This window comes from Streptomyces sp. NRRL F-6492, from assembly GCF_001280125.1.
Classification (GTDB): domain Bacteria; phylum Actinomycetota; class Actinomycetes; order Streptomycetales; family Streptomycetaceae; genus Streptomyces.
On sequence record NZ_LGEG01000013.1, the window covers coordinates 38,387 to 61,181 of the forward strand.

Consider the following 22,795-nt stretch of genomic DNA (forward strand, 5'->3'; position numbering starts at 1 on the left):
TGCTCGGTCACCTGCCGGAGGTCGTCGGAGCGGTTGCGGTCGGGTCCGGGCCGGCGGCGGTACCGGTGGGGCCCGCGCCGGGGCCGGCCGCCGCGCCCGCCGGCGGCCCCGGGGAGGCCGTGGCGGCGGGCGGCGGGTCCGCCGGGGCGGAGGCCGTCGGCGTCGGGCTCGGCTTCGGCGGCGCGGCCGCGACCGAGGGCTCGCCGAGCACCTTGCCGTCCGGGCCGAGGAAGGCGGGGCTGCCGCCCGGGACCATGCCGAGCTCGCGGGCCCGCCGCTCCAGGGCGTCGGGGGCCGCGTAGTCGTCCACGTCCCGCTGGAGCGCCTGCTCCTCGTCGGTGAGTTCGGTGGTCTCGTTCTTCAGCTCGTTCAGCCTGAAGGAGCCCTGGTTGAGCGCCGAGTTCAGCAGGAGCAGGCTGATCAGGCCGCCGCCGAGCAGCACGACGACGAGCAGGACGAAGGGGGTGCGGGCGGCCGTGCTGGGCCCCGACGGCATGAGCCGTCCGAGCCGCGCGGCCCGCCCTTTGAGGGGCCCCTTCGCCGTGCTCACAGGACGTCTTCCCGGATGCGCTCGACGCCCCGCAGCCGGGCCGGGGCGGCGCGCCGGTTCTCGGCGACCTCCTCCTCGGTGGGCAGCTCGGCGCCGCGGGTGAGCAGCTTCAGGCGGGGCTGGTACTTCTCGGGGACGACCGGCAGGCCGGGCGGGGCGGTGGTGGCCGCACCGGCCGCGAAGACCTGCTTGACGATCCGGTCCTCCAGCGACTGGTACGAGAGGACGGCGACCCGGCCGCCGACGGCGAGGGCCTTCACGGCCGCCGGGATCGCCCGCTCGACGCTGTCGAGCTCGTGGTTGACCTCGATGCGCAGGGCCTGGAAGGTGCGCTTGGCCGGGTTGCCGCCGGTGCGCTTGGCGGCCTGGGGCAGGGCGTCGCGGATGAGTTCGACGAGCCGGGCGCTGTGGGTGAACGGCTCCTTCTCGCGCTCGCGCACGATCGCGGAGACGATCCGCTTGGCCTGCTTCTCCTCGCCGTACGCGCGCAGGATCCGGACCAGTTCGCCGGGCGGGTAGGTGTTGAGGACCTCGGCCGCGCCGATGCCGGTCGACTGGTCCATGCGCATGTCGAGCGGGGCGTCCTGGGCGTAGGCGAAGCCGCGGTCGGCCTCGTCCAGCTGCATGGAGGAGACGCCCAGGTCGAAGAGGACGCCGTCCACCGCCGGGATGCCGAGCCGGTCGAGGACCTCGGGCAGCTCGTCGTACACCGCGTGGACGAGGGTGGCGCGGTCCCCGTAGGGGGCGAGCCGTTCGCCGGAGAGCCGCAGGGCCTCCTTGTCCCGGTCGAGGGCGACGAGCCGCACCTCAGGGAACCTCTTCAGCAGGGCCTCGCTGTGGCCGCCGAGCCCCAGGGTGCAGTCGACGACGACCGCGCCGGGGCGCTCCAGGGCGGGGGCCAACATGTCCAGGCACCGCTGGAGCATCACCGGGACGTGTCGGTCGTTGCTCAATGCGCCCTCTCAAGTCGGGCGCGGGGGACGCACCGCCGGGTCCCCGCCCGCTCGCTGGGGAGAAGCGGTCGTCCGGCGCCGGAAGGGCGCGTCGGCCGACCGGCGAGCGGGAGGAGGCCGAGCCGTGGGTACCGCCGCGCACACGGGGGAGAAACCGCGGAAATCGCTCGTTGTCTCCGTGAACTTCGCGTCACTTTAGTCCACCGGACCCGCCGGTCAATCAACCCGCTGGCGCGTCGCACGGCCCCGGCGGTCCCGTCGGACATTCCGGACGGCTCACTCGTTCGGGGTGCGGCTCTCCCTCCTGTGGGTCAGCTCACACCGGGGCTCGTTGACGTCCTCCGCCCCCTCGCGCGGCGGGCCGCGCGGAGCCGCGTCCCTCGCCGTCCGCACCGCGCCGGCCTCCGGGACGAGGGGCCGCCGCGCGGGATCGGCCCGTCGGACACCCCCGCCGTCGGCCAGGCTTAACGGTCCAAACTCCGGCATTTCCTCCGTACTTGCCGGCAGCCGAGTGACACGACCCGGCCGGGCCAACAAGAATGCCCGGGTGGACACCCCCCGACAGATCCCACCGGGGGCAGGTGTCCGTGTGTTTCGGAAGGCCGAGGAGGGCCGGGTGACGACCTATGACGATCGAGCGAGCCTCACTGATCTGACCGCCACTGTGGAGCGCGTCCGCAGGTCGGTGGAGAGTGTGATCGAGGGCAAGCCCGAGGTCGTACGGCTTTCGCTGACCGTGCTGCTCGCCGAGGGACACCTCCTCATCGAGGACGTGCCCGGCGTCGGCAAGACCATGCTGGCCAAGACGCTGGCCCGGTCCATCGACTGCTCGGTGCGCCGCATCCAGTTCACCCCCGACCTGCTGCCCTCGGACGTCACGGGCGTGTCGATCTTCGACCAGCAGCGCCGGGAGTTCGAGTTCAAGCCGGGCGCGATCTTCGCCCAGATCGTGATCGGCGACGAGATCAACCGCGCCTCGCCGAAGACGCAGTCCGCGCTCCTGGAGTCCATGGAGGAGCGGCAGGTCACCATCGACGGGCAGACGTACGAGCTGCCCAGCCCGTTCATGGTCGTGGCCACGCAGAACCCGGTCGAGATGGAGGGCACCTATCCGCTGCCCGAGGCCCAGCGCGACCGCTTCATGGCCCGGGTCTCCATCGGCTACCCGAGCGCCGAGGCCGAGTTCCAGATGCTCGACGTGCACGGCTCGGTGTCCCCGCTGGACGACCTCCAGCCGGTGGCCCACGCCCACGACGTCCTCAAGCTGATCGAGGCGGTGCGCGCGGTGCACGTCGCCGACGCCGTGCGCCGGTACGCGGTCGACCTCATCGCCGCCACCCGCACCCACCCCGACCTGCGGCTCGGCGCCTCCCCGCGGGCCACGCTCCACCTGCTGCGGGCCGCCCGGGCCTCCGCCGCGCTCAGCGGCCGCGAGTACGTGCTGCCCGACGACCTCCAGGCCCTCGCCGCGCCCGTCCTCGCCCACCGGCTGCTGCCGACGGCGCAGGCCCAGCTGAACCGGCGCACCGCCGAGCAGGTCGTCCACGACATCCTGCAGCGCACCCCCGTACCGGCCTCGGCCCCGCCCGCCGGGCCGCTCTACGGCCAGCAGCAGCCCGGCGCCCGGCGGCTGTGATGACGAGCGCCGCCGTGCCGGACGGGCAGCGGGGCGACGACGACCGGGGCGGGCTGCGGGCCGCCCTGAGCGGCCTCACCACCCGCGGCCGGTCCTTCCTCGCCGCCGGGGTGGCCGCCGCCGTCTGCGCGTACGTCCTCGGCCAGGCCGACCTGCTGCGCGTCGGGCTGCTGCTCGCCGTCCTGCCGCTGGTCTGCGTCCTCGTGCTGCACCGGACCCGCTACCGGGTCGCGGCCTCGCGGCTGCTGACCCCGCAGCGGGTGGAGACGGGCACCGAGGCCCGGGTCCAGCTGCGGATGGAGAACGTCTCCAAGCTGCCCACCGGGCTGCTCATGCTCCAGGACCACGTGCCGTACATGCTGGGGTCCCGTCCCCGGTTCGTCCTCGACCGGGTCGAGGCGGGCGGGCGGCGCGAGGTGTCCTACCGGGTCCGCTCGGACCTGCGCGGCCGCTTCCCGCTCGGGCCGCTCCAGCTGCGGCTGAGCGACCCCTTCGGGATGTGCGAGCTGACCCGTTCCTTCAGCGCGTACGACACCCTCACCGTGGTGCCCAGGACCGAGGTCCTGCCGCCGGTCGGGCTCTTCGGCGAGGCCGCCGGGCACGGCGAGGGGCAGCGGCGGGCGCTCGCCCTCTCCGGCGACGACGACGTCATCCCCCGCGCCTACCGCCACGGCGACGACCTGCGCCGGGTGCACTGGCGCTCCACCGCCCGCTACGGCGAGCTGATGGTCCGGCGCGAGGAGCAGCCGCAGCGGGCCCGCTGCACCGTCCTCCTCGACACCCGCGAGGTCGCCTACCGGGGCGCGGGCCCCGACTCCGCCTTCGAGTGGGCGGTCTCCGGGACCGCCTCCGCGCTCGTCCACATGCTGGAGCGCGGCTACACGGTGCGGCTGCTCACCGACACCGGCAGCGCGGTGCCCGGCGAGGGCTCCGAGGGCTTCGGCGGTTCGGTGCAGGACCCGGCCGACTCGGCCGGTCTGATGATGGACACCCTCGCGGTCGTCGACCACTCCGAGGGGGCCGGCCTCTCGCGCGCCTCCGACGTGCTGCGGGCGGGCGGCGACGGGCTGCTCGTCGCCTTCCTCGGCGACCTCGACGAGGAGCAGGCCGCGCTCGTCGCCCGGATGCGGGGGCGCACCGGCGCGGCCGTCGCCTTCGTCCTGGACTCCGGCGCCTGGCTGACCGGCGGTTCGGTCTCCGGGGCGGTCGAGGACCGGGTGCGGCAGCTGCGCGAGGCGGGCTGGACGGCGCTCGCCGTGCCGCCCGGGGCGCGGCTCGCCGAGCTGTGGCAGCAGGCGGCCGGCGCCCGCGCGGAGGCCGCCGCCGACACCCCCTACGGAGGATGGTCATGAGCGGGCGCGCACGGCTGACGCTGGCCTCCTGGGCCGCCACCCTGATGGCGGCCGGGGCCCTGCTCCCGCTGGTCAAGCCGGCCACCTGGATCTTCACGGCGGCCTTCGTGCTCGCCCTGGTGAGCGGGGCGGGCGCGCTGGCCCGGCGGGTGCGGCCGGCCCGGACCCCGGCCCTCCTCGCCCAGGCCGTGGTCGCGCTGCTCGCGCTGACCGCGATCTTCGCCCGTGAGCAGGCGGTCCTCTGGTTCCTTCCCGGGCCGCGGGCCGTGACGCACGCCGCCGAGCTGTTCCGGGCGGGCGCCGAGGACGTCGGCCGGTACGCGGTTCCCGCGCCGGACACCGAGGGCATCCGGCTCATGCTGGTCGGCGGCGTGGTGGTGATCGGGTTCCTGGTGGACGTCCTCGCGGTCACCTTCCGCAAGGCGGCCCCGGCCGGTCTGCCGCTGCTCGCCCTGTACTCGGTGGCGGCCGGCCTCTCCGGCGGCGGCGCGGGCTGGCTGTGGTTCCTCCTGGCGGGCACCGGCTATCTGCTGCTGCTCCTCGCCGAGGGCCGGGACCGGCTCTCGCAGTGGGGGCGGGTCTTCGGCGCCGTCCAGCGCTCCGGCCGGCCGGGGACGACCGCGGGCGGGGGCGGCCAGGCCTTCGCGCCGGTCCGCACCGGGCGCCGTATCGGGGCCGTGGCCCTGGGGGTGGCGCTGGTGGTGCCGTTCGCGCTGCCCGGTCTGGGCGGCGGCCTCCTCCTCGGCGGCGGCGGCGGCGAGGGCTCCGGGGGCACGGGCAAGGGCGGCACGATCTCCACCGTGAACCCGCTGGTCTCCCTCCAGGACGACCTGCGCCAGCAGGAGGACCGGGAGGTCCTGCGCTACCGGACCAACGCGCTCGACACCAGCAACATGTACCTGCGGCTCGTCGCGCTCGACCAGTTCGACGGCCTGTCGTGGAAGTCCTCGGCCCGTCCGATCGTGGACGTGCCGGAGCGGCTCCCGTGGCCGGAGGGGCTCGCGCAGGGCGTCCGGGTCACCGAGGTGACCGGCAACTTCGTCGCCTCCGGGAACTACGAGCAGAAGTGGCTGCCCATGCCGTACCCGGCGGCCCGGGTCGACGTCGAGGGGCGCTGGCGGTACGAGCCGGCCGGCCGGGTGCTGGTCGGCGACGACAAGCAGACCACCCGGGGCGCCCGCTACCAGGTCGCCAGTCTGGACGTGCAGCCGACGGCGGAGCAGCTGGCCGCCGCCCGGCCCGCCCCGGAGCAGCTGCGCCGGGAGTACACCAAGGTGCCCGTGTCGCTGCCGGCCGACGTGCGGGAGACGGCCCGGCAGGTCACCGAGGGCGCGCGCAACGACTACGAGCGGGCCGTCAGGCTCCAGGACTGGTTCGCCCGGGACGGCGGTTTCCGCTACGACGTGGACGTGAAGTCCGGCACCGGGGTGCAGGCGGTCTCCCGCTTCCTGAAGGACAAGCAGGGCTTCTGCGTCCACTTCTCCTTCTCGATGGCGGCGATGGCCCGCTCGCTGGGGATCCCGGCCCGGGTGGCCGTGGGCTTCATGCCGGGCACGCCCCAGAGCGACGGATCGGTGTCGGTCGGCATCCGGGACGCGCACGCGTGGCCCGAGCTGTACTTCGAGGGGGCGGGCTGGACGCGGTTCGAGCCGACCCCGGCGCGGGGCTCCACCCCCGCGTACGCCCGGGAGACCACGCCCTCGGGCTCGGCCACCGGGCCCGCGCAGCCCCAGCGGAGCGCCTCGGCGCAGCCGTCCGCCGCGCCGAGCGCCTCGGAGAGCTGCACGCCGCAGATGCGCCGGCTCGGCGACTGCGGCCCGGAGCCGGCGGCGGCCGGGGCGTCCTCGGACGGTTCGGGTCCGGATCCGCTGGCGACGACCCTGGTCTCCCTGGGCGTGGTCGCGCTCCTGGTCCTGCCGCTGCTTCCGCTGTTCTGGCGGACCCGGGCCCGCGCCCGGCGGCTCGGTGCCGCCGGGTCGGGGGACGCGGAGGGGACGGCCCCGCCGTCCGGGCCCGTGGACGGGCGGTCCGGACGGGCCGCGACGCGGGGCGCCGGGGGGACGGCGGCCCGGACCCTCGCGGTCTGGCGGGAGATCAACGACACGGCCTGGGACTACGGCGTCGAGCCGGACGAGTCGCAGACGCCGCGCGGGACGGCGGCGCGCATCGTACGCCTGGGCGAGCTGCGGGGCGAGTCCGCCGAAGCGGTGCACCGGGTGGCGCGGGCGGTGGAGGAGGTGCTTTATTCGCCCCGGCCGCAGCCGGTCGCGGGCCTGGCCGAGGAGGCCGGGCGGGTCCGGGCGGGCTTCCACGCGGGCGCGGACCGGCTCACCCGCCTCCGTGCCCTCCTGGCCCCCCGCTCGGCGGTCCGGGTCCGCTGGGCGGCCTCGGCCCGCTGGGCGTCGACGGCGGCCCGCTGGTCGGACCGCCGCCACGCCCTGACGGCCCGCTTCCGCCGGGCGCCGCACGGGGCGGGCTGAGCGGGCCGGGCGCACGGGCGGGGGCGGAGTCTTCTCGGACTCCGCCCCCTCCCCAGGGGGAGTCCCGCACCTCCCCGTACCTGCTCGCGCAACGGACGAGCCCCGCGGGGCCGCTGCGCTCGGGAGCGCGGCTCTGCGGGGCTCGGTTCGTCGGAGGGGGCGGGGCTTCCGCTCAGGGGGCCGTCAGTGGGCGCCGCCCTGTTCGTCGCGGCGGCGCTGCCACCGCTCTTCGATCCGGTTCATCATGGGGCGTCGCTGCCGGGTCTTACGGCCGCCGGCCGTCGTTCCACCCGCAGCCTGCTGCTCACCCGGCTTGGGCGCCTTGCGCCAGCCGGTGACCGCCAGGACCGCGCAGCCCAGCATGACGAGGAATCCCACCACGCTGATCCAGATCTGCTGTGCGACCATTCCGGCCATGAGGAGCGCGATACCCACCAGGAAGCCGGCGACTGCCTGGTAAACCCGTCGCCGGGTGTACGTACGCAGTCCGCTTCCCTCGAGCGCTGTCGCGAACTTGGGATCTTCGGCGTACAGCGCTCGCTCCATCTGCTCGAGCATTCGCTGCTCGTGCTCCGAGAGCGGCACGGAGTCCTCCTAGTCGTCGGTCGCGGGGGCGACCGGTTTGCGGCCCTTTCAGGATAGGCAGGGAATCGCCCCCGTGAAACCCGCCCACAATGCCGAATAGCCAATCCGGGCCGCCATGCGGATCGGTTGCTGAGGCGTTGATTCCCCGGGCTCCCGTCCGTCATGCCGGATGGTGTCCCCCGATCATACGGGGCCGGGGCCCGGACCGGGCGTGCTGTGGCGTACTCCATGGGGCGCCGCGGTCCGAACCGCCGAACGGGTGACCTCCGGGGTCAGGCCCGCTTCTCGCCGAGCACGTGCAGCTGGGTGGCGACGGCGTGGAAGGAGGGCAGCTCCGCGGCGGCCGCCTCCAGCTTGAGGAGGGCCTCGGCCGCGCCCGGCTCGGTGTCGACGAGGACGCCGGGGACGAGGTCGGCGAAGACCCGGACGCCGTGCACGGCGCCGACCTCCAGGCCGGCCCCGTCGGCCAGCTCGGCGAGCTGCTCGGCGGTGAAGCGGCGGGGCACGGGGTCGCCCGCGCCCCAGCGGCCCGCCGGGTCGGTGAGCGCGTGCCGGGCCTCGGTGAAGTGCCCGGCGAGGGCGCGGGCCAGGACGGCGCCGCCGACCCCGGCGGCGAGCAGGCTGAGGCTGCCGCCGGACCGGAGCGCGGCGACCGCGTTGCGCACGCCCTCGGCGGGGTCGTCGACGTACTCCAGGACGCCGTGGCAGAGCACGGCGTCGTACCCCTCGCGCCCGACCACGTCGAAGAGGCCCCGGACGTCGCCCTGGACGCCGGTGACGAGGTCGGCGACGCCGGCCTCGGCGGCCCGGCGCTCCAGCGCGAAGAGCGCGTTGGGGCTGGGGTCGACGACGGTGACCCGGTGGCCGAGGCGGGCCACCGGCACCGCGAAGTTCCCGGAGCCGCCGCCGGTGTCGAGGACGTCGAGACCGTCCCTCCCGGTGGCCTCGACCCGGCGGTCCAGGGCGTCCTTGAGGACGTCCCAGACGACGGCGGTGCGCAGGGAGGCGCGCGACGGGCGTGAGGTCGCCTCTCGACCGAAGGCGGGGGAAGGGTCCGGCACGGCTGTTGACTCCTCGGTGACGGGTACGGACCTCCCCACCCTATGGCCTCGGCCCCGCCTCTCGGATCATCCTCCCTCGTCGTCGCCCCCGGGGCTGCGGGGCAGCACCGGCTGGAGGGCGAGCAGCCGCTCGACCAGGCGCGAGAAGTACTCGGCGTCCCTGAGGAGGTCGTCGGCCTCCCTCGGGGTGGCCGCGCTCGTGATGCCCGCCTCGGCGCGGGCCCGGCGCGGCGCGCCGGCGGCGAAGTGGGCGCTCCACTCGGTCAGCTCGGGCGCCAGCTCGGCGAGGAGCTCCCAGGCGGTCCGTATCGGCTCCCGGCGGCGGGGGGCGGGGTCGGGCGTGCCCCGGGCGGCGAGCACCGCGGCGGCGGCGCGCAGGGCGGCGAGGTGGGCGGTGGCGTACCGCTCGTGGGGGCGGTCGAGGGCGGCGGCCTCGGCGAGTCCGGCCCGGGACTTGGCGAGGAGGTCGAGGGCGGCGGGCGGGGCGGCGGTGCGGCGGGAGACGGGGTGGATGTCGGACGCGGGTCCGGAGTGCGCGGGGACCGGGTGGCGCCGGGGTGCGGCTGCTGCGGATGGACGTGCCATGACGAAGCCTCCTGTCGTCGCGTGACGGCGCTGTGGCCGTATGTGTCCATCGTGCCCACTCCCACTGACAATCAGTACTGACCTGCGGTTTTGCGAAGGACTCGATGCGGGGGTAACTTTTGGACTGACTGGTCAGTTCAAAAATGGGGAGTGGGGGGTGAGTCCGTGGGCGCGGAAGCCGAGGAACAGCCGCACGGCGCCGCCGTCGTGGTGGACGGCTTCGGACTGAGGGGGCCGCGGGGCTGGGCCTTCCGGAAGGTGTCCTTCCGGGCGGAGCCGGGCACGCTGGTGGCGATCGAGGGGCCGTCGGGCTCGGGCCGCACCTGTCTGCTGCTCGCGCTCACCGGCCGGATGAGGGCCAAGGAGGGGCACGCCGAGATCGGCGGCCTCCCGCTGCCCCGGAAGATGGCCGCGGTGCGCCGGATCAGCGCGCTGGGCCAGGTCCCGGGCGTCAACGAGCTCGATCCCGCCCTCACGGTCGCGGAGCACCTGCGCGAGCGGGCGCTGCTCCAGCACCGCTTCGACGGTTCCGTACGGGCGCTGCTGCGGCGCCCCGGCACGCGGGCGGCGGAGGCGCGGGCCCGGATCGAGGAGGCCGTGGCGGCCGCGGGGCTCGACCTCGACGCCCTGCCGAAGGGCGGACGGACCTCCGTACGGGATCTGGAGCGGCTCGAAGCGCTGCGCCTGTCGATCGCCCTCGCCCTGATCGGGCGCCCCCGGCTGCTCGCCGTGGACGACACGGACATGAAGCTCTCGGACGCGGCCCGGACCGAGGTCTGGGCGCTCCTGCGCTCCCTGACCGCGGCCGGGACGACCGTCCTCGCCGTCTGCAGCGAGGCTCCGGAGGACGCCCTGCGGATCACCACGCTCGCCCCGGAGGACCCGGTGGAGGAGCCGACGGCGGACCCGGCGGCCGCCGGGACGCCCGGAGCCCCCGCGGAGGCCACCGGCGAGAGGACCACCGGCACCGGCAGCACCGACGCGGAGGCCGCCGACACGGAGGAGCCCCGCGCGAAGGCCGCCGAAACGAAGGCCGACACGAAGGCCGACACGAAGAAGGCCCGTACGAAGGCCACCGGCGCGGACGGCGCGAAGGCGGACGGCACCGGAGCGGACGGCACCGGGACCGACGGCACCGACACCGGCGCGGGCACCACCGCGTCCACGACCGAGGAGGGGGCGGCCGATGCGCTCGCCGAAACTGGCCGCTCTTGAGCTGAGGCGCTTCGGCAGGGGCAAGCTGCCGCGCGCCGCGCTCGTCGCGGTCCTGCTGCTGCCGCTGCTGTACGGCGCCCTGTACCTGTACTCGTTCTGGGACCCGTACGGCAGGCTCGACAAGATCCCCGTCGCCCTCGTCAACGAGGACCGGGGCGCCACCGCCGACGGCAAGGAGATCAACGCCGGCGACGACATCACGAAGGGGCTCCTGGAGAGCGAGACCTTCGCGTGGCACCGGGTGAGCGACGAGGAGGCGCGCAGGGGCGTCGAGGACGGGACGTACTACCTGTCCCTGACCATGCCCGGCGACTTCAGCACCCGCATCGCCTCCAGCTCCGGCGACTCGCCCGAGACCGGCGCCCTGCGGGTGCGGACCAACGACGCGAACAACTACATCGTCGGGCAGATCTCCCGGACGGTCTTCTCCGAGGTGCGCACCGCGGCCTCCACCAAGTCCTCGCGCACCTTCCTCGACAAGATCTTCATCTCCTTCTCCGACATCCACGACGCCACCGAGAAGGCCGCCAAGGGCGCGGCCGACCTCAAGCAGGGCGTGGACAAGGCCAAGAAGGGCTCCAAGAGCCTGGCGGACGGCCTCGGGGACGCCAAGACCGGCAGCGGCGACCTGGCGGCGGGCATGAGGAAGCTCGACAAGGGCGCCAAGGACCTGGAGAGCGGCTCCCGCCGGGTCGCGGACGGCACGCAGACGCTCGCCGACAAGGTGAACGGCACCGCCGACAAGGTCCGCCCCTACCTGGCGAACAACGGCAGGTCGATCCGCGACACCGCCCGGCTGGCCTCCGACTCGGCCACCGCCGTCCAGCACAACCTCGACGTCCTGGTGAAGCGGGGCCCCCAGCTGCGCACCGCCGCGCACAAGGCCGACGAGGACATGGCCGCGCTGCACCGCGAGGCCTGCGTGGAGGTCCCCGAGCCCGACGCGCGGGTGTGCAAGGTCCTGAAGCGGGCCGCGGTCACCGCCGGCGACGTGGCCGTCATCGCGGACGACGTGCACGAGCTGACCAAGGACAGCAACGGCGACCTGAAGACCCTGAACGCGCGCCTGGTCACGCTCAAGAAGCAGGCCGACGAGCTGGCCGCCCGCGCGCCGCACCTCGACGAGGACGTCGAGGGCGCCATCCGGAAGATCAACGAGCTGAACGCGGGCGCCCAGAAGGTCGCGGCGGGCGCGGCGAAACTGCACACCGGCGTCACCGAGGCGAAGACCGGCTCGGTGAACCTCGACGCCGGGGTCGGCAAGCTCAAGAAGGGCGCGGGCGACCTGGACGGCGGCCTGTTCAAGCTGGCCGACGGCTCCGGCGAGCTGGCCGGCGGGCTGCGCGACGGCGTCGCGCAGATCCCGGACTACGACCAGCAGGCCCGCGACAAGCGCACGGAGGTCATGGCCGACCCGGTGCGGCTCGCCTCCCAGTCGATGCACAAGGCGCCGAACTACGGCACCGGTTTCGCCCCGTACTTCATCCCGCTCTCCCTCTGGGTCGGCGCGATGGTCGCGTACATGATCATCCAGCCGCTGAACCGGCGCGCGCTCGCCACGGGCGGTTCCGCCTGGCGGATCGCGCTCGCGGGCTGGCTCCCCGTGGCGGCGATCGGCCTCCTCCAGGTCGCGGCCCTGATGTCGGTGCTGCACTGGGGCCTCGGCCTCCAGATGGCGCGGGCCGCCGGCACGGTCGGCTTCCTGGCCCTGGTCACCTGCTGCTTCACCGCGATCGTCCAGTGGTTCAACGCCCGCTTCGGCGCGGCGGGCCGGATCCTGGTGCTCGCGGCCCTGATGCTCCAGCTGACCTCGGCGGGCGGCACGTACCCCGTCCAGACCAGCCCGGCCTTCTTCAACGCGATCCACCCCTTCCTGCCGATGACGTACGTGGTGGAGTCGCTGCGCCGGCTGATCACGGGCGGCGGGCTCGAACCCGTCTGGCAGTCCTGCGCGGTCCTGACGGCGTTCACCGTGGGCGCCCTGGCCCTGACGGCCGTGTCGGCCCGCAGGCGGCAGGTCTGGACGCTGGACCGGCTCCACCCCGAACTGACCCTGTGAGACAGGGCCGGTGCCACCCGTGACACCTGTGAGAATCGACCCCATGGACAGCAGCAGCACCCGACGCCAGGCCACGCGCGCGAAGCTCTACGAGGCGGCCGTCACGCTCATCGCGGAGCAGGGCTTCTCCGCGACGACGGTGGACGAGATCGCCGAGCGGGCCGGCGTGGCCAAGGGCACGGTCTACTACAACTTCAAGAGCAAGACCGAGCTCTTCGAGGAGCTGCTGCGCCACGGGGTGTCGCTGCTCACCGCCTCCCTGCGCTCGGCGGCCGAGGAGACCGCCGAACGCGGCGGGAGCCGGGTCGACGCGCTGGACGCGATGATCCGGGCGGGCCTCGTCTTCATCGACCGCTACCCGGCCTTCACCCAGCTGTACGTGGCCGAGCTCTGGCGCACCAACCGGGCCTGGAACTCCACGCTCCTGGTGGTCCGCCAGCAGGCGGTCGCGGTGGTCGAGGGGGTGCTGCGCGAGGGGGTCGAGGCCGGGGAGCTGAACGAGGAGATCGACGTCCAGCTGACGGCGGCGGCGCTCGTCGGCATGGTGCTCGTGGCGGCGCTCGACTGGCAGGCCTTCCAGAGCGAGCGCTCCCTCGACGACGTGCACGCGGCCCTCTCCCGGCTGCTGCACGGCCGGGTGGGCGGCCGCTGAGGCCCCGTCCGCCCTTCACGCGCACGCGTGGACACGAACCCCCGCTTTACAAGAGCGGTGCTTGAATCCTCCGGGAGCCACGCGCACGCGTGGACACGGAAAAGCACCCGGGCACGGAAAAGCCGGTGCGGCGAGGCTCGATCCCCCCGAGCCTCGCCGCACCGGCTTCCCCGTGCGCCCCCGTACCCCCGTACCGGAAGGCGCGCCCCGTGCCCCCGTGCCTTCCGTCACCGGCAGGCGCGCGGCCCCGTTCCGCCGCCCCGTGCCGGCGGTTCCGGAGCCGCGCCCCTTCCGTGGGCTCCACTCTCTCCTCCGGGGCCCGCCGGGCCCATCCGCGCGCCTACTCATCTCGCGCCCTAGGTACGCGTACTCAGTCCTGGTTACGATCGCGGGCGTGTCCGTACTCCCCCTCGTGTTCACCAGCGGCTGGGCGAGCGGGATCAACGCCTACGCGGTGGTCCTGCTGTTCGGTCTGTTCGGCGCGACCGGGCTGACCGACGAGGTGCCCGAGTCCCTGCAGCGCACCGACGTCCTCGTCGTCGCGGGCGTGCTGTTCCTGTGCGAGGCGGTGGCGGACAAGGTCCCGTACGTCGACTCGATGTGGGACTCCGTCCACACCGTGATCCGGCCGGTCGCGGGAGCCGTCGTCGGCGCCCTGCTCGCCGGGCAGGACGGGTCGCTGCCGGAGCTGGCGGCGGCCGCGGTCGGCGGTTCGACGGCCCTCCTGAGCCACTTCGTCAAGGCGGGGACGAGGATGGCGGTCAACACCTCGCCGGAGCCGTTCTCGAACATCGGGGTGAGCCTGGCGGAGGACCTCGGGGTGGCGGCGGTCGTCACCTTCGCGATCTTCCATCCGGTGGCGGCGGCGGTCGTCGCGGGCGTCCTGCTGCTGCTCGGCCTGGCCGTGGTGGCCTTCCTCGCGCGACGGATCCGCCGCTTCCTGCGCCGCAGGTCCCGGCGACGGGAGGAGAGGCGGCTCACCGCCGGGGCGCGCACCCCTCCCCCGCCCGACGACGGGCCGCGGCGCCCCTGACCTCTCTCCCGGGGCCGCCGGAGGGGCCGGATAGGCTCGCCGGCATGGCACGGATTGTGGTGATCGGCGCGGGACTCGGCGCCATGGCGACGGCGGCCCGGCTGGCCGTGGCGGGCCACCGGGTGACGGTGTACGAGCGGGGGCCGGAGCACGGCGGAGCGGTGGGCCGGTTCGCGCGCGACGGCTTCGCCTTCGACACGGGCCCGGGGCTGCTGCACCTGCCCGCCGTCTACCGGGACCTGTTCGTCAAGACGGGCAAGGAGCCCCTGGAGCGGTGCGTCACCCTGACGCAGGTCGATCCGGCGGCCCGTCACGTCTTCGCCGACGGCACGCGCGTGGACCTGCCGAACGCCTCCCGGGCCGGCACGGTCGCCGCCCTGGACGCGGCGCTCGGCGCGGGCGCGGGCGAGCGCTGGGGCGACTTCCTGACCCGGGCCCGCGAGGCCTGGGACCGCACCCGCCGGCCGCTCCTGGAGGAGCCGCAGCCGGCCGACCCGGCGCCGCTCGCCCGCGAGCCGTACCCGGCCCCGAAGGCGGGCCTGCTGCGCCGTCCGACGACGACGCTGGCGCAGGTCGGGGCGCGGGAGCTGCGCGACCCGCGGCTCGCCGCCCTCCTGGACGCGTACGCGTGGTCGTACGGCTTCGACCCGGCCGACGCCCCGGCCTCGGCCGCCGTCCTGCCGTACATGGAGCAGACCTTCGGCAGCTGGTACGTGGCGGGGGGCCTGCGGGCGCTCGCCGACGCGGTGTACGAGCGGTGCCGCGAGCGGCGGGTGGAGTTCGTCTTCGGCGCGCCGGTGGAGGACGTCCTGGAGGAGGACGGCCGGGCGGCCGGCGTGCGGCTGGCCGGGGGCGAGGAGGTCGCCGCCGACCACGTGGTGTCCGGGGCGCCGGTGCCCGCGCTCCACCGCGAGCACGTCGTCGCGTGGGAGCGGGGCGACGACCTGCCGCGCCACCAGGCCCTCGGCACGAGCCGGGTGACGGTCTGTCTGGCCCTGCGCGGGCCCCGGGAGGCGGGCGCGGTCCACCGCACGGTCGTGCACGCGGACGGCGGGCGGCCGGCGGTGACCGTGCTGCGCCCGGACGACCCGGCGCTGCGCCCGGACGCGGACCACGAGGCGGTGACGGTCACGGCGACGGTCCGCACCGCTCCGGAGCGGGAGTGGGAGGCGTTCGCCGACCGGATGGCGGAGGCGGCCGGGCGGGCGGTGCCGGGCCTCCGGGAGCGGCTGCTGTGGCGGCACGTGCGCACCCCGGAGGACGTGCGGCGGGACACCGGAGCGGCCGAGGTGCCCGGGCCCGCGCTGGCCGGGGCGGACGGGCGGCTGCTCCCGGCCGGGAACCGCTCGCCGCTGCCGGGCCTGTACTTCGCGGGCGGCTGGTCGCACCCGGGCGGCGGGCTCGCCCACGCGGGCATGTCGGGCGCGCTGGTGGCGGGACTGATCGTGGAGGGCGCGGACTTCCGCGGCTCGCGGTGACGCGGCGCGTCCGCGGCGGGGCCGCGGACGCCGACCGCGTACCTCAGTACCGGTACTGCTGCTGGTCGTCCTGGTGCGGCTCGTGGCCGTACGGTCCCGGGGCCTGCTGCTGCGGCTCCGGCTCGGTGTCCCGCTGCTGCGGGACCCAGACCCCGCCGGGCGGGGTGTCGTAGGTGTACGAGGGGGCGTAGGGGTCGCCGTAGTACGAGCCGTACTGCTGGCCGTCCGTGCCCGGACCGATGTAGGGGTCGGAGTAGGCGGCGTACTGCTGCTGCCCGGCGGCCCCGTAGTCGTACCCCTGCTGGGGGGCGGGCTGCTCGTACCCCTGGCCGTATCCCTGGTCGTATCCCGCCGCGTGGGGGGCGTGGGCCGCCGGGTCGTAGCCGTGGTCGGCGGCGGGGGCGGTGTCGCGGCCGGTGTCGTAGACCCCGTACTGGCCGGTGTCGTCGGGCATCGGCAGGGGCTCGTAGACCGCCGTGCTCCCGGCGTCCGCCTCCGGGTGCTCCCCGGGGCCGTGGTGGCCGGCGTCCGACTCGTCGTAGGAGAGTCCGGTGACCTCCAGGGTGGGTCCGGCCCGGTCCGGCGCGCCGGACCTGCGGCGGCGGCTCGCGCCCGGGTTGCCGCCGATCGCCCAGCCGGTGGAGAAGCCGCGGCGGAACGAGAGCGTCACGTAGGTCTGGCCGACGGCGAAGGCGAGCGCGCCGGCGACGATCACCGGGACCGAGGGCAGCAGGACGCCCAGGACCACGAAGAGGAAGCCACAGAAGGCGAGCACGCGCCAGCGCAGCCGCGCCTTGTACTGGAGGAGCACCTCCCCCAGCAGCCACAGCGCGACCACGCCGAACGCGATGTAGAGGACCGTCCACCCCATGCCCCGCCGCCCCTCTCCACGGTCACCGCCGCGGGTCGGGGCGGGTACGACCGGTCACGACTGCTGGTGCAGTCCGAGATTCTCGTAGATCTCGAGTGTCGCGGTGGAGCTGTTGAGCGTGATGAAGTGCAGTCCGGGGACGCCCTCGGACAGCAGACGCGCGCAGAACTCCGTCGCGAACTCGATACCGATGGAGCGTACAGCGGCGGGATCGTCCTTGACGGCGAGGATGCGGTCTTTCACGCGCGCCGGGAAGGCGGCGTTGCTCAGCTGGGGCAGCCGGTCGAGGGTCTTCACGTTCACGACGGGCATGACCTCGGGGATGATCGGGGTCTCGCAGCCCGCCTTGACCACGCTGTCGCGGAGCCGCAGGTAGTTCTCCGGGTCGAAGAACATCTGGGTGATGGCGTAGTCGGCGCCCGCGCGGCACTTGTCCACGAAGTGCCGGACGTCCGTGTCCCAGTCGGTGGAGCGGGGGTGCATCTCGGGGAAGGCGGCGACGCCGACGCAGAAGTCGCCCGACTCCTTGATCAGCCGGACCAGGTCGGCGGCGTACCGGACCCCCTCCGGGTGCTCGATCCACTCGCCCAGCGGGTCGCCCGGCGGGTCGCCCCGGACGGCGAGCATGTTGCGGATGCCGGCGTCGGCGTACTGGCCGAGGATGTTGCGCAGCTCGGCGACGGACTGGTCGACGGCCGTGAGGTGCGCGACGGGGGTGAGCGTGCTGTCGGAGGCGATCTTCTGGGTGGCCTTCACCGTGCCGCCCCGGGTGGTGCCGCCGGCGCCGTAGGTCACGGAGACGAAGCTGGGGCCGACCGCCTCGACGCGGCGCATGGCCTTCCAGAGGGACTGCTCACCCTTCTCGGTCCGGGGCGCGTAGAACTCGAAGGAGTACGACGTGCCGCCGGAGGCGAGGATGTCGCGGACCGTGCGGGCGCGGTCCGAGCGGACGGAAGCGGTACCAAGGGCCATACCGGCAGGTTAGACGGGGTGCGGCGGGCCGCGTGTGCCGTGTCCGATCGGTGGACACTTTTTCGGACACGTTCCGGGCGGCGGGCCGTCGGCCGTCCGGGTCGTGGACACGGACCGGCCGGCCTCAGCCTCCGGCGCGCTCCCGGACGCGCTTGGCGAGGGCGGCGGTCGCGGCGGCCGGGTCGTCGGCCTCGGTGATCGCCCGGACGACGACGATCCGGCGCGCGCCCGCGTCCAGGACCTCGTCGAGGTTGGTCTCGTCGATGCCGCCGATGGCGAACCAGGGACGGTCCTGGGCCAGGCCCGCCGCGTACCGCACGAGGCCGAGCCCCGGCGCGTACCGTCCGGGCTTGGTGGGGGTGGGCCAGCAGGGGCCGGTGCAGAAGTAGTCCACGCCCGGCTCGGCGGCGGCCGCGGCCACCTCGGCCTCGGCGTGGCAGGAGCGGCCGATCAGGACCTCGTCGCCGAGGATCGCGCGGGCGGCGGGGACGGGGAGGTCGCCCTGGCCGAGGTGGAGGACGTCGGAGCCGATGGCGTGGGCGACGTCGGCCCGGTCGTTCACGGCGAGGAGCCTGCCGTGCCGGCGGGCGGCGTCGGCGAGGACGGCGAGGTGCTCCAGCTCCTCGGCGGCCTCCATGCCCTTGTCGCGGAGCTGCACGACGTCCACGCCGGAGGAGAGCACGGCGTCGAGGAAGGCGGGCAGGTCGCCCTGGCGCTTCCGGGCGTCGGTGCACAGGTAGAGCCGGGCGTCGGCGAGGCGCTCGCGAGGCGTGGGCATGGGTGGGTTCCCCCCGTCGGTGTCGCGGGCGCCGCGACGGCCGGTCCCGGGGACCGGCCGTCGCGACACCCGCTGATGGTGTCTTCGGTGCGCACCGGGCGGCGCGCGCCAGGCGGTACGTGTCGGGCGGCGTGCGCCCGGTGGCACATGCCGGACCGCGCGCGCCGGGCGGCACGTGCCGTTCGGCGCCGCCGTCCGCCATCGTGCGCCGGGCGGTGCGCGTCAGGGCACGTACGTAGGGCGGCGCGCGCCGGACCGCGTGCGCCGGGCGGTGTGCGTCAGGCCGTGTGCGCGGGGCGCCGCGCGCGCCGGACCGTGCGCGTCAGACGGCGAGCGCCTGGGCGCGGCGCTTCACCTCCGTGCCGCGGTTCTCGCCGAGCGCCTGCGCGGGCGTGCCCGGCAGGCTCTCGTCCGGAGTGAAGAGCCACTCCAGCATCTCCTCGTCGGTGAAGCCGTCGTCCCGCAGCAGGGTCAGGGTCCCGGTGAGGCCCTTGACGACCTTGTCGCCCTGGATGAAGGCGGCGGGCACCTGAAGTGCGTTGTTCTCTCCGCGGCGCACGGCGATGAGCTGGCCCTCCTTGACCAGCTGCCGCACGCGCGTCACCTCGACATCGAGCATCTCCGCGATGTCGGGCAGGTAGAGCCAGGCGGGGACGAGAGCATCGATCTTTGCGTCAATCTCGGTCACGTGACAAGCCTGCCATCCCCGACCGACAGCCGGTAGTCGGGCCTACCCGACTGCCGCCTTCAGGGGTACGGAAGGGTCCGCCGCGCGGGCCCGGTCGATCGGGGTCGCGGCCTCGATCAGCTTGCGGCCCTGGGCCAGGTCGCGGGGGCGGCCGACGGTGAGGAGGGCCACCGGCACCCCGGCGCGCAGCCAGAGCGCCGACCAGGTCTCGTCCGCCGGGTCGCCGCGCCACAGCAGCTCGTCCGCGCCCGCGTGGTGTCCCGCGTACTGGACGAAGCGCCCGAACTGCTCGGACCAGAAGTACGGCACGGGGTCGTAGGGACCGGCGTCGGCGCCGGTGATGCCGGCGGCGACCGTGCGCGGGCCCTGGAGGGCGTTGTCCCAGTGGTGGACGAGGAGGCGCTCGCCGTAGCGGGCGGAGGGGAAGGAGGCGCAGTCCCCGACCGCGTACACGTCGGGCAGGGAGGTGCGCAGCCGGTCGTCGGCGGTGACGGCGCCGCTCGGGTCGAGGGCGATGCCGGAGCCGGCGAGCCAGCCGGTGGCGGGGCGCGCGCCGATGCCGACGACGACGGCCTCGGCGGGCAGTTCGCGGCCGTCGGCGAGGAGGACCCGGCCGGGCTCGACCGCGTCCACGCGCGCGTGGGTGAGGAGTTCGGCGCCGTTCGCCGCGTACCACCCGGCCATGGGGGCGGCGACCTCGGCGGGCAGGGTTCCGGCGAGCGGGAGGTCCGCGGCCTCGACGACGGTGACGGCGCAGCCGGCCCCGAGCGCGGCGGTGGCGAACTCGGCGCCGATCCAGCCGGCGCCGACGACCACGACGGTGTGGCGGCGCTCCAGGACGGGCCCGAGGCGCACGGCGTCGTCGAGGGTGCGCAGCAGGTGGACGCCGGGGACGCCCCCGGAGCCGGGCAGGGCGACCGGGTGGGCGCCGGTGGCGATCACCAGGGTGTCGTACGCGACGGGTCCGGCCTCGGTGTCGACCTCGTGGTCGGCGGCGCGCAGTCCGGTGACGTCCACGCCGAGCCGGAGTTCGACGCCGAGGTCCTCGAAGTCGACGTCGAAGGCGGAGTCCTCGGCCTTTCCGAGGAGGACCGCCTTGGAGAGCGGGGGCCGGTCGTAGGGCTGGTGGGGTTCGGCCCCGATGAGGGTCACGGGACCGGTGAAGCCCTGCTCGCGCAGGGCGACGGCGGTCTGGACGCCCGCCATCCCGGCGCCGACGACCACGACGCGCCGCTGGGTCTGCTTCTGCTCGCTCACGCGGCCACCTTACGTACCTGACGCCGCGTCAGGAAGGGCGGGGGTCCGGCCCCCTCGTGACGGACGCGCGGCGGAAGCTAGTCTGGCGGGCGTAAAGCACTCGCGGGAGCCCGGACGCACCGGGCTGAGAGGGAGGCTGGCCGGCCTCCGACCGTACGAACCTGATCCGGGTCATGCCGGCGAAGGGAGGGGCTGGACGCCCATGCGTTCTTCCGACGATGCACAGAGATCCTCCGGCGCGGGAGGGCCTTCCGGCGCGGGAGGGGCTCCCGCCACGGAAGGGCCTCCCGGCGTACGGGGAGCCTCCGGCGCCCGAAAGGCCTTCGACGTCCTCGTGGTCGGGGGCGGGATCATCGGCCTGGTCACGGCCTGGCGGGCCGCGCGGCGCGGGCTGCGCACCGCCCTCGTCGACCCGGAGCCGGGCGGCGGGGCCGCGCGGGTCGCGGCCGGGATGCTCGCCGCCGTCACCGAGCTGCACTACGGCGAGGAGACCCTGCTCGGGCTCAACCTCGCCTCCGCCGCCCGCTATCCGGCCTTCGTGGCCGAGCTGGAGGAGGCCACCGGGCTCGACGTCGGCTACCGCGCCTGCGGCACCCTCGCCGTCGCCCTGGACGCCGACGACCGGGCGCACCTGCGCGAGCTGCACGCCCTGCAGACCCGCTGCGGGCTCGCCTCGGAGTGGCTGAGCGGCCGCGAGTGCCGCCGGCTCGAACCGATGCTGGCGCCGGGGGTGCGCGGCGGCCTCCGGGTCGACGGCGACCACCAGGTGGACCCGCGCCGGCTCGCGGCGGCGCTGCTCGTCGCCTGCGAGCGGGCCGGGGTGGTCTTCCACCGGACCCTCGCGGAGCGGCTGGACGTGGTGCGGGACCGGGCGCGCGGCGTCGTCCTGGCCGGGGGCGGGGAGCTGGAGGCCGGGCAGACGGTCCTCGCGGCGGGCAGCCTGAGCGGGCGGCTCGCGGGGGTGCCGGACGAGGTGCTGCCGCCGGTGCGCCCGGTGAAGGGCCAGGTCCTGCGGCTCCGGGTGCCGCCCGCGTACGCCCCCTTCCTCTCCCGGACCGTCCGGGCCGTCGTGCGCGGCAGCCACGTCTACCTGGTGCCGCGCGAGAACGGCGAGCTGGTCGTCGGCGCCACCAGCGAGGAGCTCGGCTGGGACACGACGGTGACGGCGGGCGGGGTGTACGAGCTGCTGCGCGACGCCCACGAGCTGGTGCCCGGGATCACCGAGCTGCCGCTCACCGAGACCCTGGCCGGGCTGCGCCCCGCCTCGCCGGACAACGCGCCGCTGCTCGGCCCCACCGTCCTGCCCGGCCTGCTGCTCGCCACCGGCCACTACCGCAACGGGGTGCTGCTCACCCCCGTCACCGGCGACGTCATGGCCGAGGCGCTCGCCACGGGCGTCCTGCCCGACGAGGCCCGCCCCTTCACCCCCCGCCGTTTCTCCCCCGCCCCTCCCGTACGTCAGGAGCAGCCCGCATGAGCGCGAACCCGCCCACCGGCGACGCGACCGCGTCCGTGTCCGTGTCCGTGAACGGGGAGGCGCGCGAGTTCTCCGGCCCCGTCTCCCTCGACGCCCTCGTCGCGACCCTGACCCCGGCCCGCTCCGGAGTGGCCGCCGCCGTCAACGAGACGGTGGTGCCGCGCGGCGAGTGGGCGTCGACCCTCCTCGGCGACGGGGACCGGGTGGAGGTCCTCACCGCGGTGCAGGGGGGCTGAGCGCGATGTCCGACGACGTGTTCGTCCTGGGCGGCGCGGAGTTCTCCTCCCGCCTGATCATGGGCACCGGCGGGGCGCCCAGCCTCGACGTCCTGGAGCGCTCCCTGGTCGCCAGCGGCACGGAGCTGACCACGGTCGCCATGCGGCGCCTGGACCCGACCGTCCAGGGGTCGGTCCTCTCCGTCCTGGACCGGCTCGGCATCCGGGTCCTGCCCAACACGGCGGGCTGCTTCACCGCCGGCGAGGCGGTCCTGACCGCCCGGCTCGCCCGGGAGGCGCTCGGCACCGACTGGATCAAGCTGGAGGTCGTGGCCGACGAGCGGACCCTGCTGCCGGACGGGGAGGAGCTCCTGAGCGCGGCGGAGACCCTGGTCGACGACGGCTTCACCGTCCTGCCGTACACCAACGACGACCCGGTCCTCGCCCGGAAGCTGGAGGACGTCGGGTGCGCGGCGATCATGCCGCTGGGCTCCCCCATCGGCTCCGGGCTCGGCATCCGCAACCCGCACAACTTCCGGCTGATCACGGAGCGGGCGGGGGTGCCGGTGATCCTGGACGCGGGGGCCGGCACCGCCTCGGACGCGGCGCTCGCGATGGAGCTGGGGTGCGCGGCGGTGATGCTGGCGTCGGCCGTCACCCGGGCGCAGGAGCCGGTCCTGATGGCCTCGGCGATGCGGCACGCGGTCGAGGCGGGCCGGCTCGCGCACCGGGCCGGCCGCATCCCCCGGCGGCACTTCGCGGAGGCGTCGTCGCCGGTGGAGGGCCTGGCCCGGCTGGATCCGGAGCGCCCCGCCTTCTGAGGCCGGGGCCGTCCGGGGCGCCCGTCACAGGTCTGCTGCGGTGCGGGGCGCGCGCACCGGACGCGTGTGCGCGGCTC

The 22,795-nt window shown here is 75.2% G+C and carries 21 protein-coding genes and 1 riboswitch; of the genes, 11 read left to right on the forward strand and 10 right to left on the reverse strand.

The window, feature by feature from the left end; genetic code table 11:
- Positions 1–7: 7 nt before the first annotated feature.
- Together ADL08_RS03060 and rsmH are read right to left on the reverse strand one after the other, a co-directional pair.
- Complete coding sequence (locus tag ADL08_RS03060; RefSeq protein ID WP_420709613.1) at positions 8–550, reverse strand: FtsB family cell division protein; 543 nt, start codon at positions 548–550, stop codon at positions 8–10.
- Complete coding sequence (gene rsmH / locus ADL08_RS03065) at positions 547–1,503, reverse strand: 16S rRNA (cytosine(1402)-N(4))-methyltransferase RsmH (RefSeq protein ID WP_078968216.1); 957 nt, start codon at positions 1,501–1,503, stop codon at positions 547–549. Before rsmH ends, ADL08_RS03060 begins: the two co-directional genes overlap by 4 nt.
- 616 nt (positions 1,504–2,119) lie before the next feature.
- Between rsmH and ADL08_RS03075 the strand changes: the two genes are divergently transcribed.
- From ADL08_RS03075 to ADL08_RS03085, 3 genes are read left to right on the forward strand one after another with little or no spacing between them, the layout of a single operon-like run.
- Positions 2,120–3,139 (forward strand): AAA family ATPase, encoded by a 1,020-nt coding sequence (locus tag ADL08_RS03075; protein ID WP_053640463.1) that lies wholly within the window; start codon positions 2,120–2,122, stop codon positions 3,137–3,139.
- On the forward strand, positions 3,139–4,491 hold the full coding sequence (locus ADL08_RS03080) for a DUF58 domain-containing protein (RefSeq protein ID WP_053640464.1): 1,353 nt from the start codon (positions 3,139–3,141) through the stop codon (positions 4,489–4,491). The genes ADL08_RS03075 and ADL08_RS03080 overlap by 1 nt, the downstream gene beginning before the upstream one ends.
- The gene (locus ADL08_RS03085; protein WP_053640465.1) at positions 4,488–6,971 is read left to right on the forward strand and encodes a transglutaminase TgpA family protein; all 2,484 of its coding nucleotides are present in this window, start codon (positions 4,488–4,490) and stop codon (positions 6,969–6,971) included. The genes ADL08_RS03080 and ADL08_RS03085 overlap by 4 nt, the downstream gene beginning before the upstream one ends.
- 183 nt (positions 6,972–7,154) lie before the next feature.
- On the opposite strand, the gene ADL08_RS03090 is transcribed toward ADL08_RS03085, so the two are convergent.
- The 3 genes from ADL08_RS03090 to ADL08_RS03100 all read right to left on the reverse strand — a co-directional run bounded on the left by ADL08_RS03090 (position 7,155) and on the right by ADL08_RS03100 (position 9,202).
- Positions 7,155–7,556 carry a DUF3040 domain-containing protein gene (locus tag ADL08_RS03090; RefSeq protein ID WP_053640466.1) on the reverse strand — a complete coding sequence of 134 codons (402 nt, stop codon included), beginning with the start codon at positions 7,554–7,556 and terminating at the stop codon, positions 7,155–7,157.
- A gap of 272 nt (positions 7,557–7,828) precedes the next feature.
- Positions 7,829–8,617 carry a class I SAM-dependent methyltransferase gene (locus ADL08_RS03095; protein ID WP_053640467.1) on the reverse strand — a complete coding sequence of 263 codons (789 nt, stop codon included), beginning with the start codon at positions 8,615–8,617 and terminating at the stop codon, positions 7,829–7,831.
- A gap of 66 nt (positions 8,618–8,683) precedes the next feature.
- Positions 8,684–9,202, reverse strand: coding sequence for an SAV_6107 family HEPN domain-containing protein (locus ADL08_RS03100; RefSeq protein WP_053640468.1), 519 nt, complete (start codon positions 9,200–9,202; stop codon positions 8,684–8,686).
- Between the two features lie 165 nt (positions 9,203–9,367).
- Here ADL08_RS03100 and ADL08_RS03105 point away from each other — a divergent pair, with 165 nt between their 5' ends.
- The 5 genes from ADL08_RS03105 to ADL08_RS03125 all read left to right on the forward strand — a co-directional run bounded on the left by ADL08_RS03105 (position 9,368) and on the right by ADL08_RS03125 (position 15,639).
- The gene (locus ADL08_RS03105) at positions 9,368–10,417 is read left to right on the forward strand and encodes an ATP-binding cassette domain-containing protein (RefSeq protein ID WP_063885220.1); all 1,050 of its coding nucleotides are present in this window, start codon (positions 9,368–9,370) and stop codon (positions 10,415–10,417) included.
- Positions 10,389–12,476, forward strand: coding sequence for a YhgE/Pip family protein (locus ADL08_RS03110; protein ID WP_053640470.1), 2,088 nt, complete (start codon positions 10,389–10,391; stop codon positions 12,474–12,476). Before ADL08_RS03105 ends, ADL08_RS03110 begins: the two co-directional genes overlap by 29 nt.
- Before the next feature lie 43 nt (positions 12,477–12,519).
- Positions 12,520–13,128, forward strand: coding sequence for a TetR/AcrR family transcriptional regulator (locus ADL08_RS03115; RefSeq protein ID WP_053640471.1), 609 nt, complete (start codon positions 12,520–12,522; stop codon positions 13,126–13,128).
- Positions 13,129–13,522: 394 nt separating this feature from the next.
- Complete coding sequence (locus tag ADL08_RS03120; protein ID WP_053640472.1) at positions 13,523–14,161, forward strand: DUF4126 domain-containing protein; 639 nt, start codon at positions 13,523–13,525, stop codon at positions 14,159–14,161.
- Between the two features lie 44 nt (positions 14,162–14,205).
- Entirely contained in the window at positions 14,206–15,639 is a 1,434-nt protein-coding gene (locus ADL08_RS03125; protein ID WP_199836943.1) for a phytoene desaturase family protein, read from the forward strand.
- A 43-nt stretch (positions 15,640–15,682) separates the two neighbouring features.
- On the opposite strand, the gene ADL08_RS03130 is transcribed toward ADL08_RS03125, so the two are convergent.
- The 5 genes from ADL08_RS03130 to ADL08_RS03150 all read right to left on the reverse strand — a co-directional run bounded on the left by ADL08_RS03130 (position 15,683) and on the right by ADL08_RS03150 (position 20,205).
- The gene (locus ADL08_RS03130) at positions 15,683–16,510 is read right to left on the reverse strand and encodes a hypothetical protein (protein WP_053640473.1); all 828 of its coding nucleotides are present in this window, start codon (positions 16,508–16,510) and stop codon (positions 15,683–15,685) included.
- Positions 16,511–16,564: 54 nt separating this feature from the next.
- Complete coding sequence (gene metF / locus ADL08_RS03135) at positions 16,565–17,482, reverse strand: methylenetetrahydrofolate reductase [NAD(P)H] (protein WP_053640474.1); 918 nt, start codon at positions 17,480–17,482, stop codon at positions 16,565–16,567.
- Positions 17,483–17,606: 124 nt separating this feature from the next.
- The gene (gene thiE / locus ADL08_RS03140; protein ID WP_053640475.1) at positions 17,607–18,260 is read right to left on the reverse strand and encodes a thiamine phosphate synthase; all 654 of its coding nucleotides are present in this window, start codon (positions 18,258–18,260) and stop codon (positions 17,607–17,609) included.
- 322 nt (positions 18,261–18,582) lie between these two features.
- The gene (locus tag ADL08_RS03145) at positions 18,583–18,948 is read right to left on the reverse strand and encodes an Rv2175c family DNA-binding protein (protein WP_053640476.1); all 366 of its coding nucleotides are present in this window, start codon (positions 18,946–18,948) and stop codon (positions 18,583–18,585) included.
- Between the two features lie 42 nt (positions 18,949–18,990).
- A complete protein-coding gene (locus ADL08_RS03150; RefSeq protein ID WP_053640477.1) occupies positions 18,991–20,205 on the reverse strand; it encodes an NAD(P)/FAD-dependent oxidoreductase in 1,215 nt (404 codons plus the stop codon).
- Between the two features lie 92 nt (positions 20,206–20,297).
- Positions 20,298–20,410: riboswitch (TPP riboswitch) on the forward strand.
- 129 nt (positions 20,411–20,539) lie between these two features.
- Here ADL08_RS03150 and thiO point away from each other — a divergent pair.
- The 3 genes from thiO to ADL08_RS03165 are packed head-to-tail and all read left to right on the forward strand — an operon-like array spanning position 20,540 to position 22,718.
- Entirely contained in the window at positions 20,540–21,682 is a 1,143-nt protein-coding gene (thiO, locus tag ADL08_RS03155) for a glycine oxidase ThiO (protein WP_053640478.1), read from the forward strand.
- Positions 21,679–21,918, forward strand: coding sequence for a sulfur carrier protein ThiS (thiS, locus tag ADL08_RS03160; RefSeq protein WP_053640479.1), 240 nt, complete (start codon positions 21,679–21,681; stop codon positions 21,916–21,918). Before thiO ends, thiS begins: the two co-directional genes overlap by 4 nt.
- A gap of 5 nt (positions 21,919–21,923) precedes the next feature.
- Positions 21,924–22,718, forward strand: coding sequence for a thiazole synthase (locus ADL08_RS03165; RefSeq protein ID WP_053640480.1), 795 nt, complete (start codon positions 21,924–21,926; stop codon positions 22,716–22,718).
- The last annotated feature ends 77 nt before the right edge of the window (positions 22,719–22,795 follow it).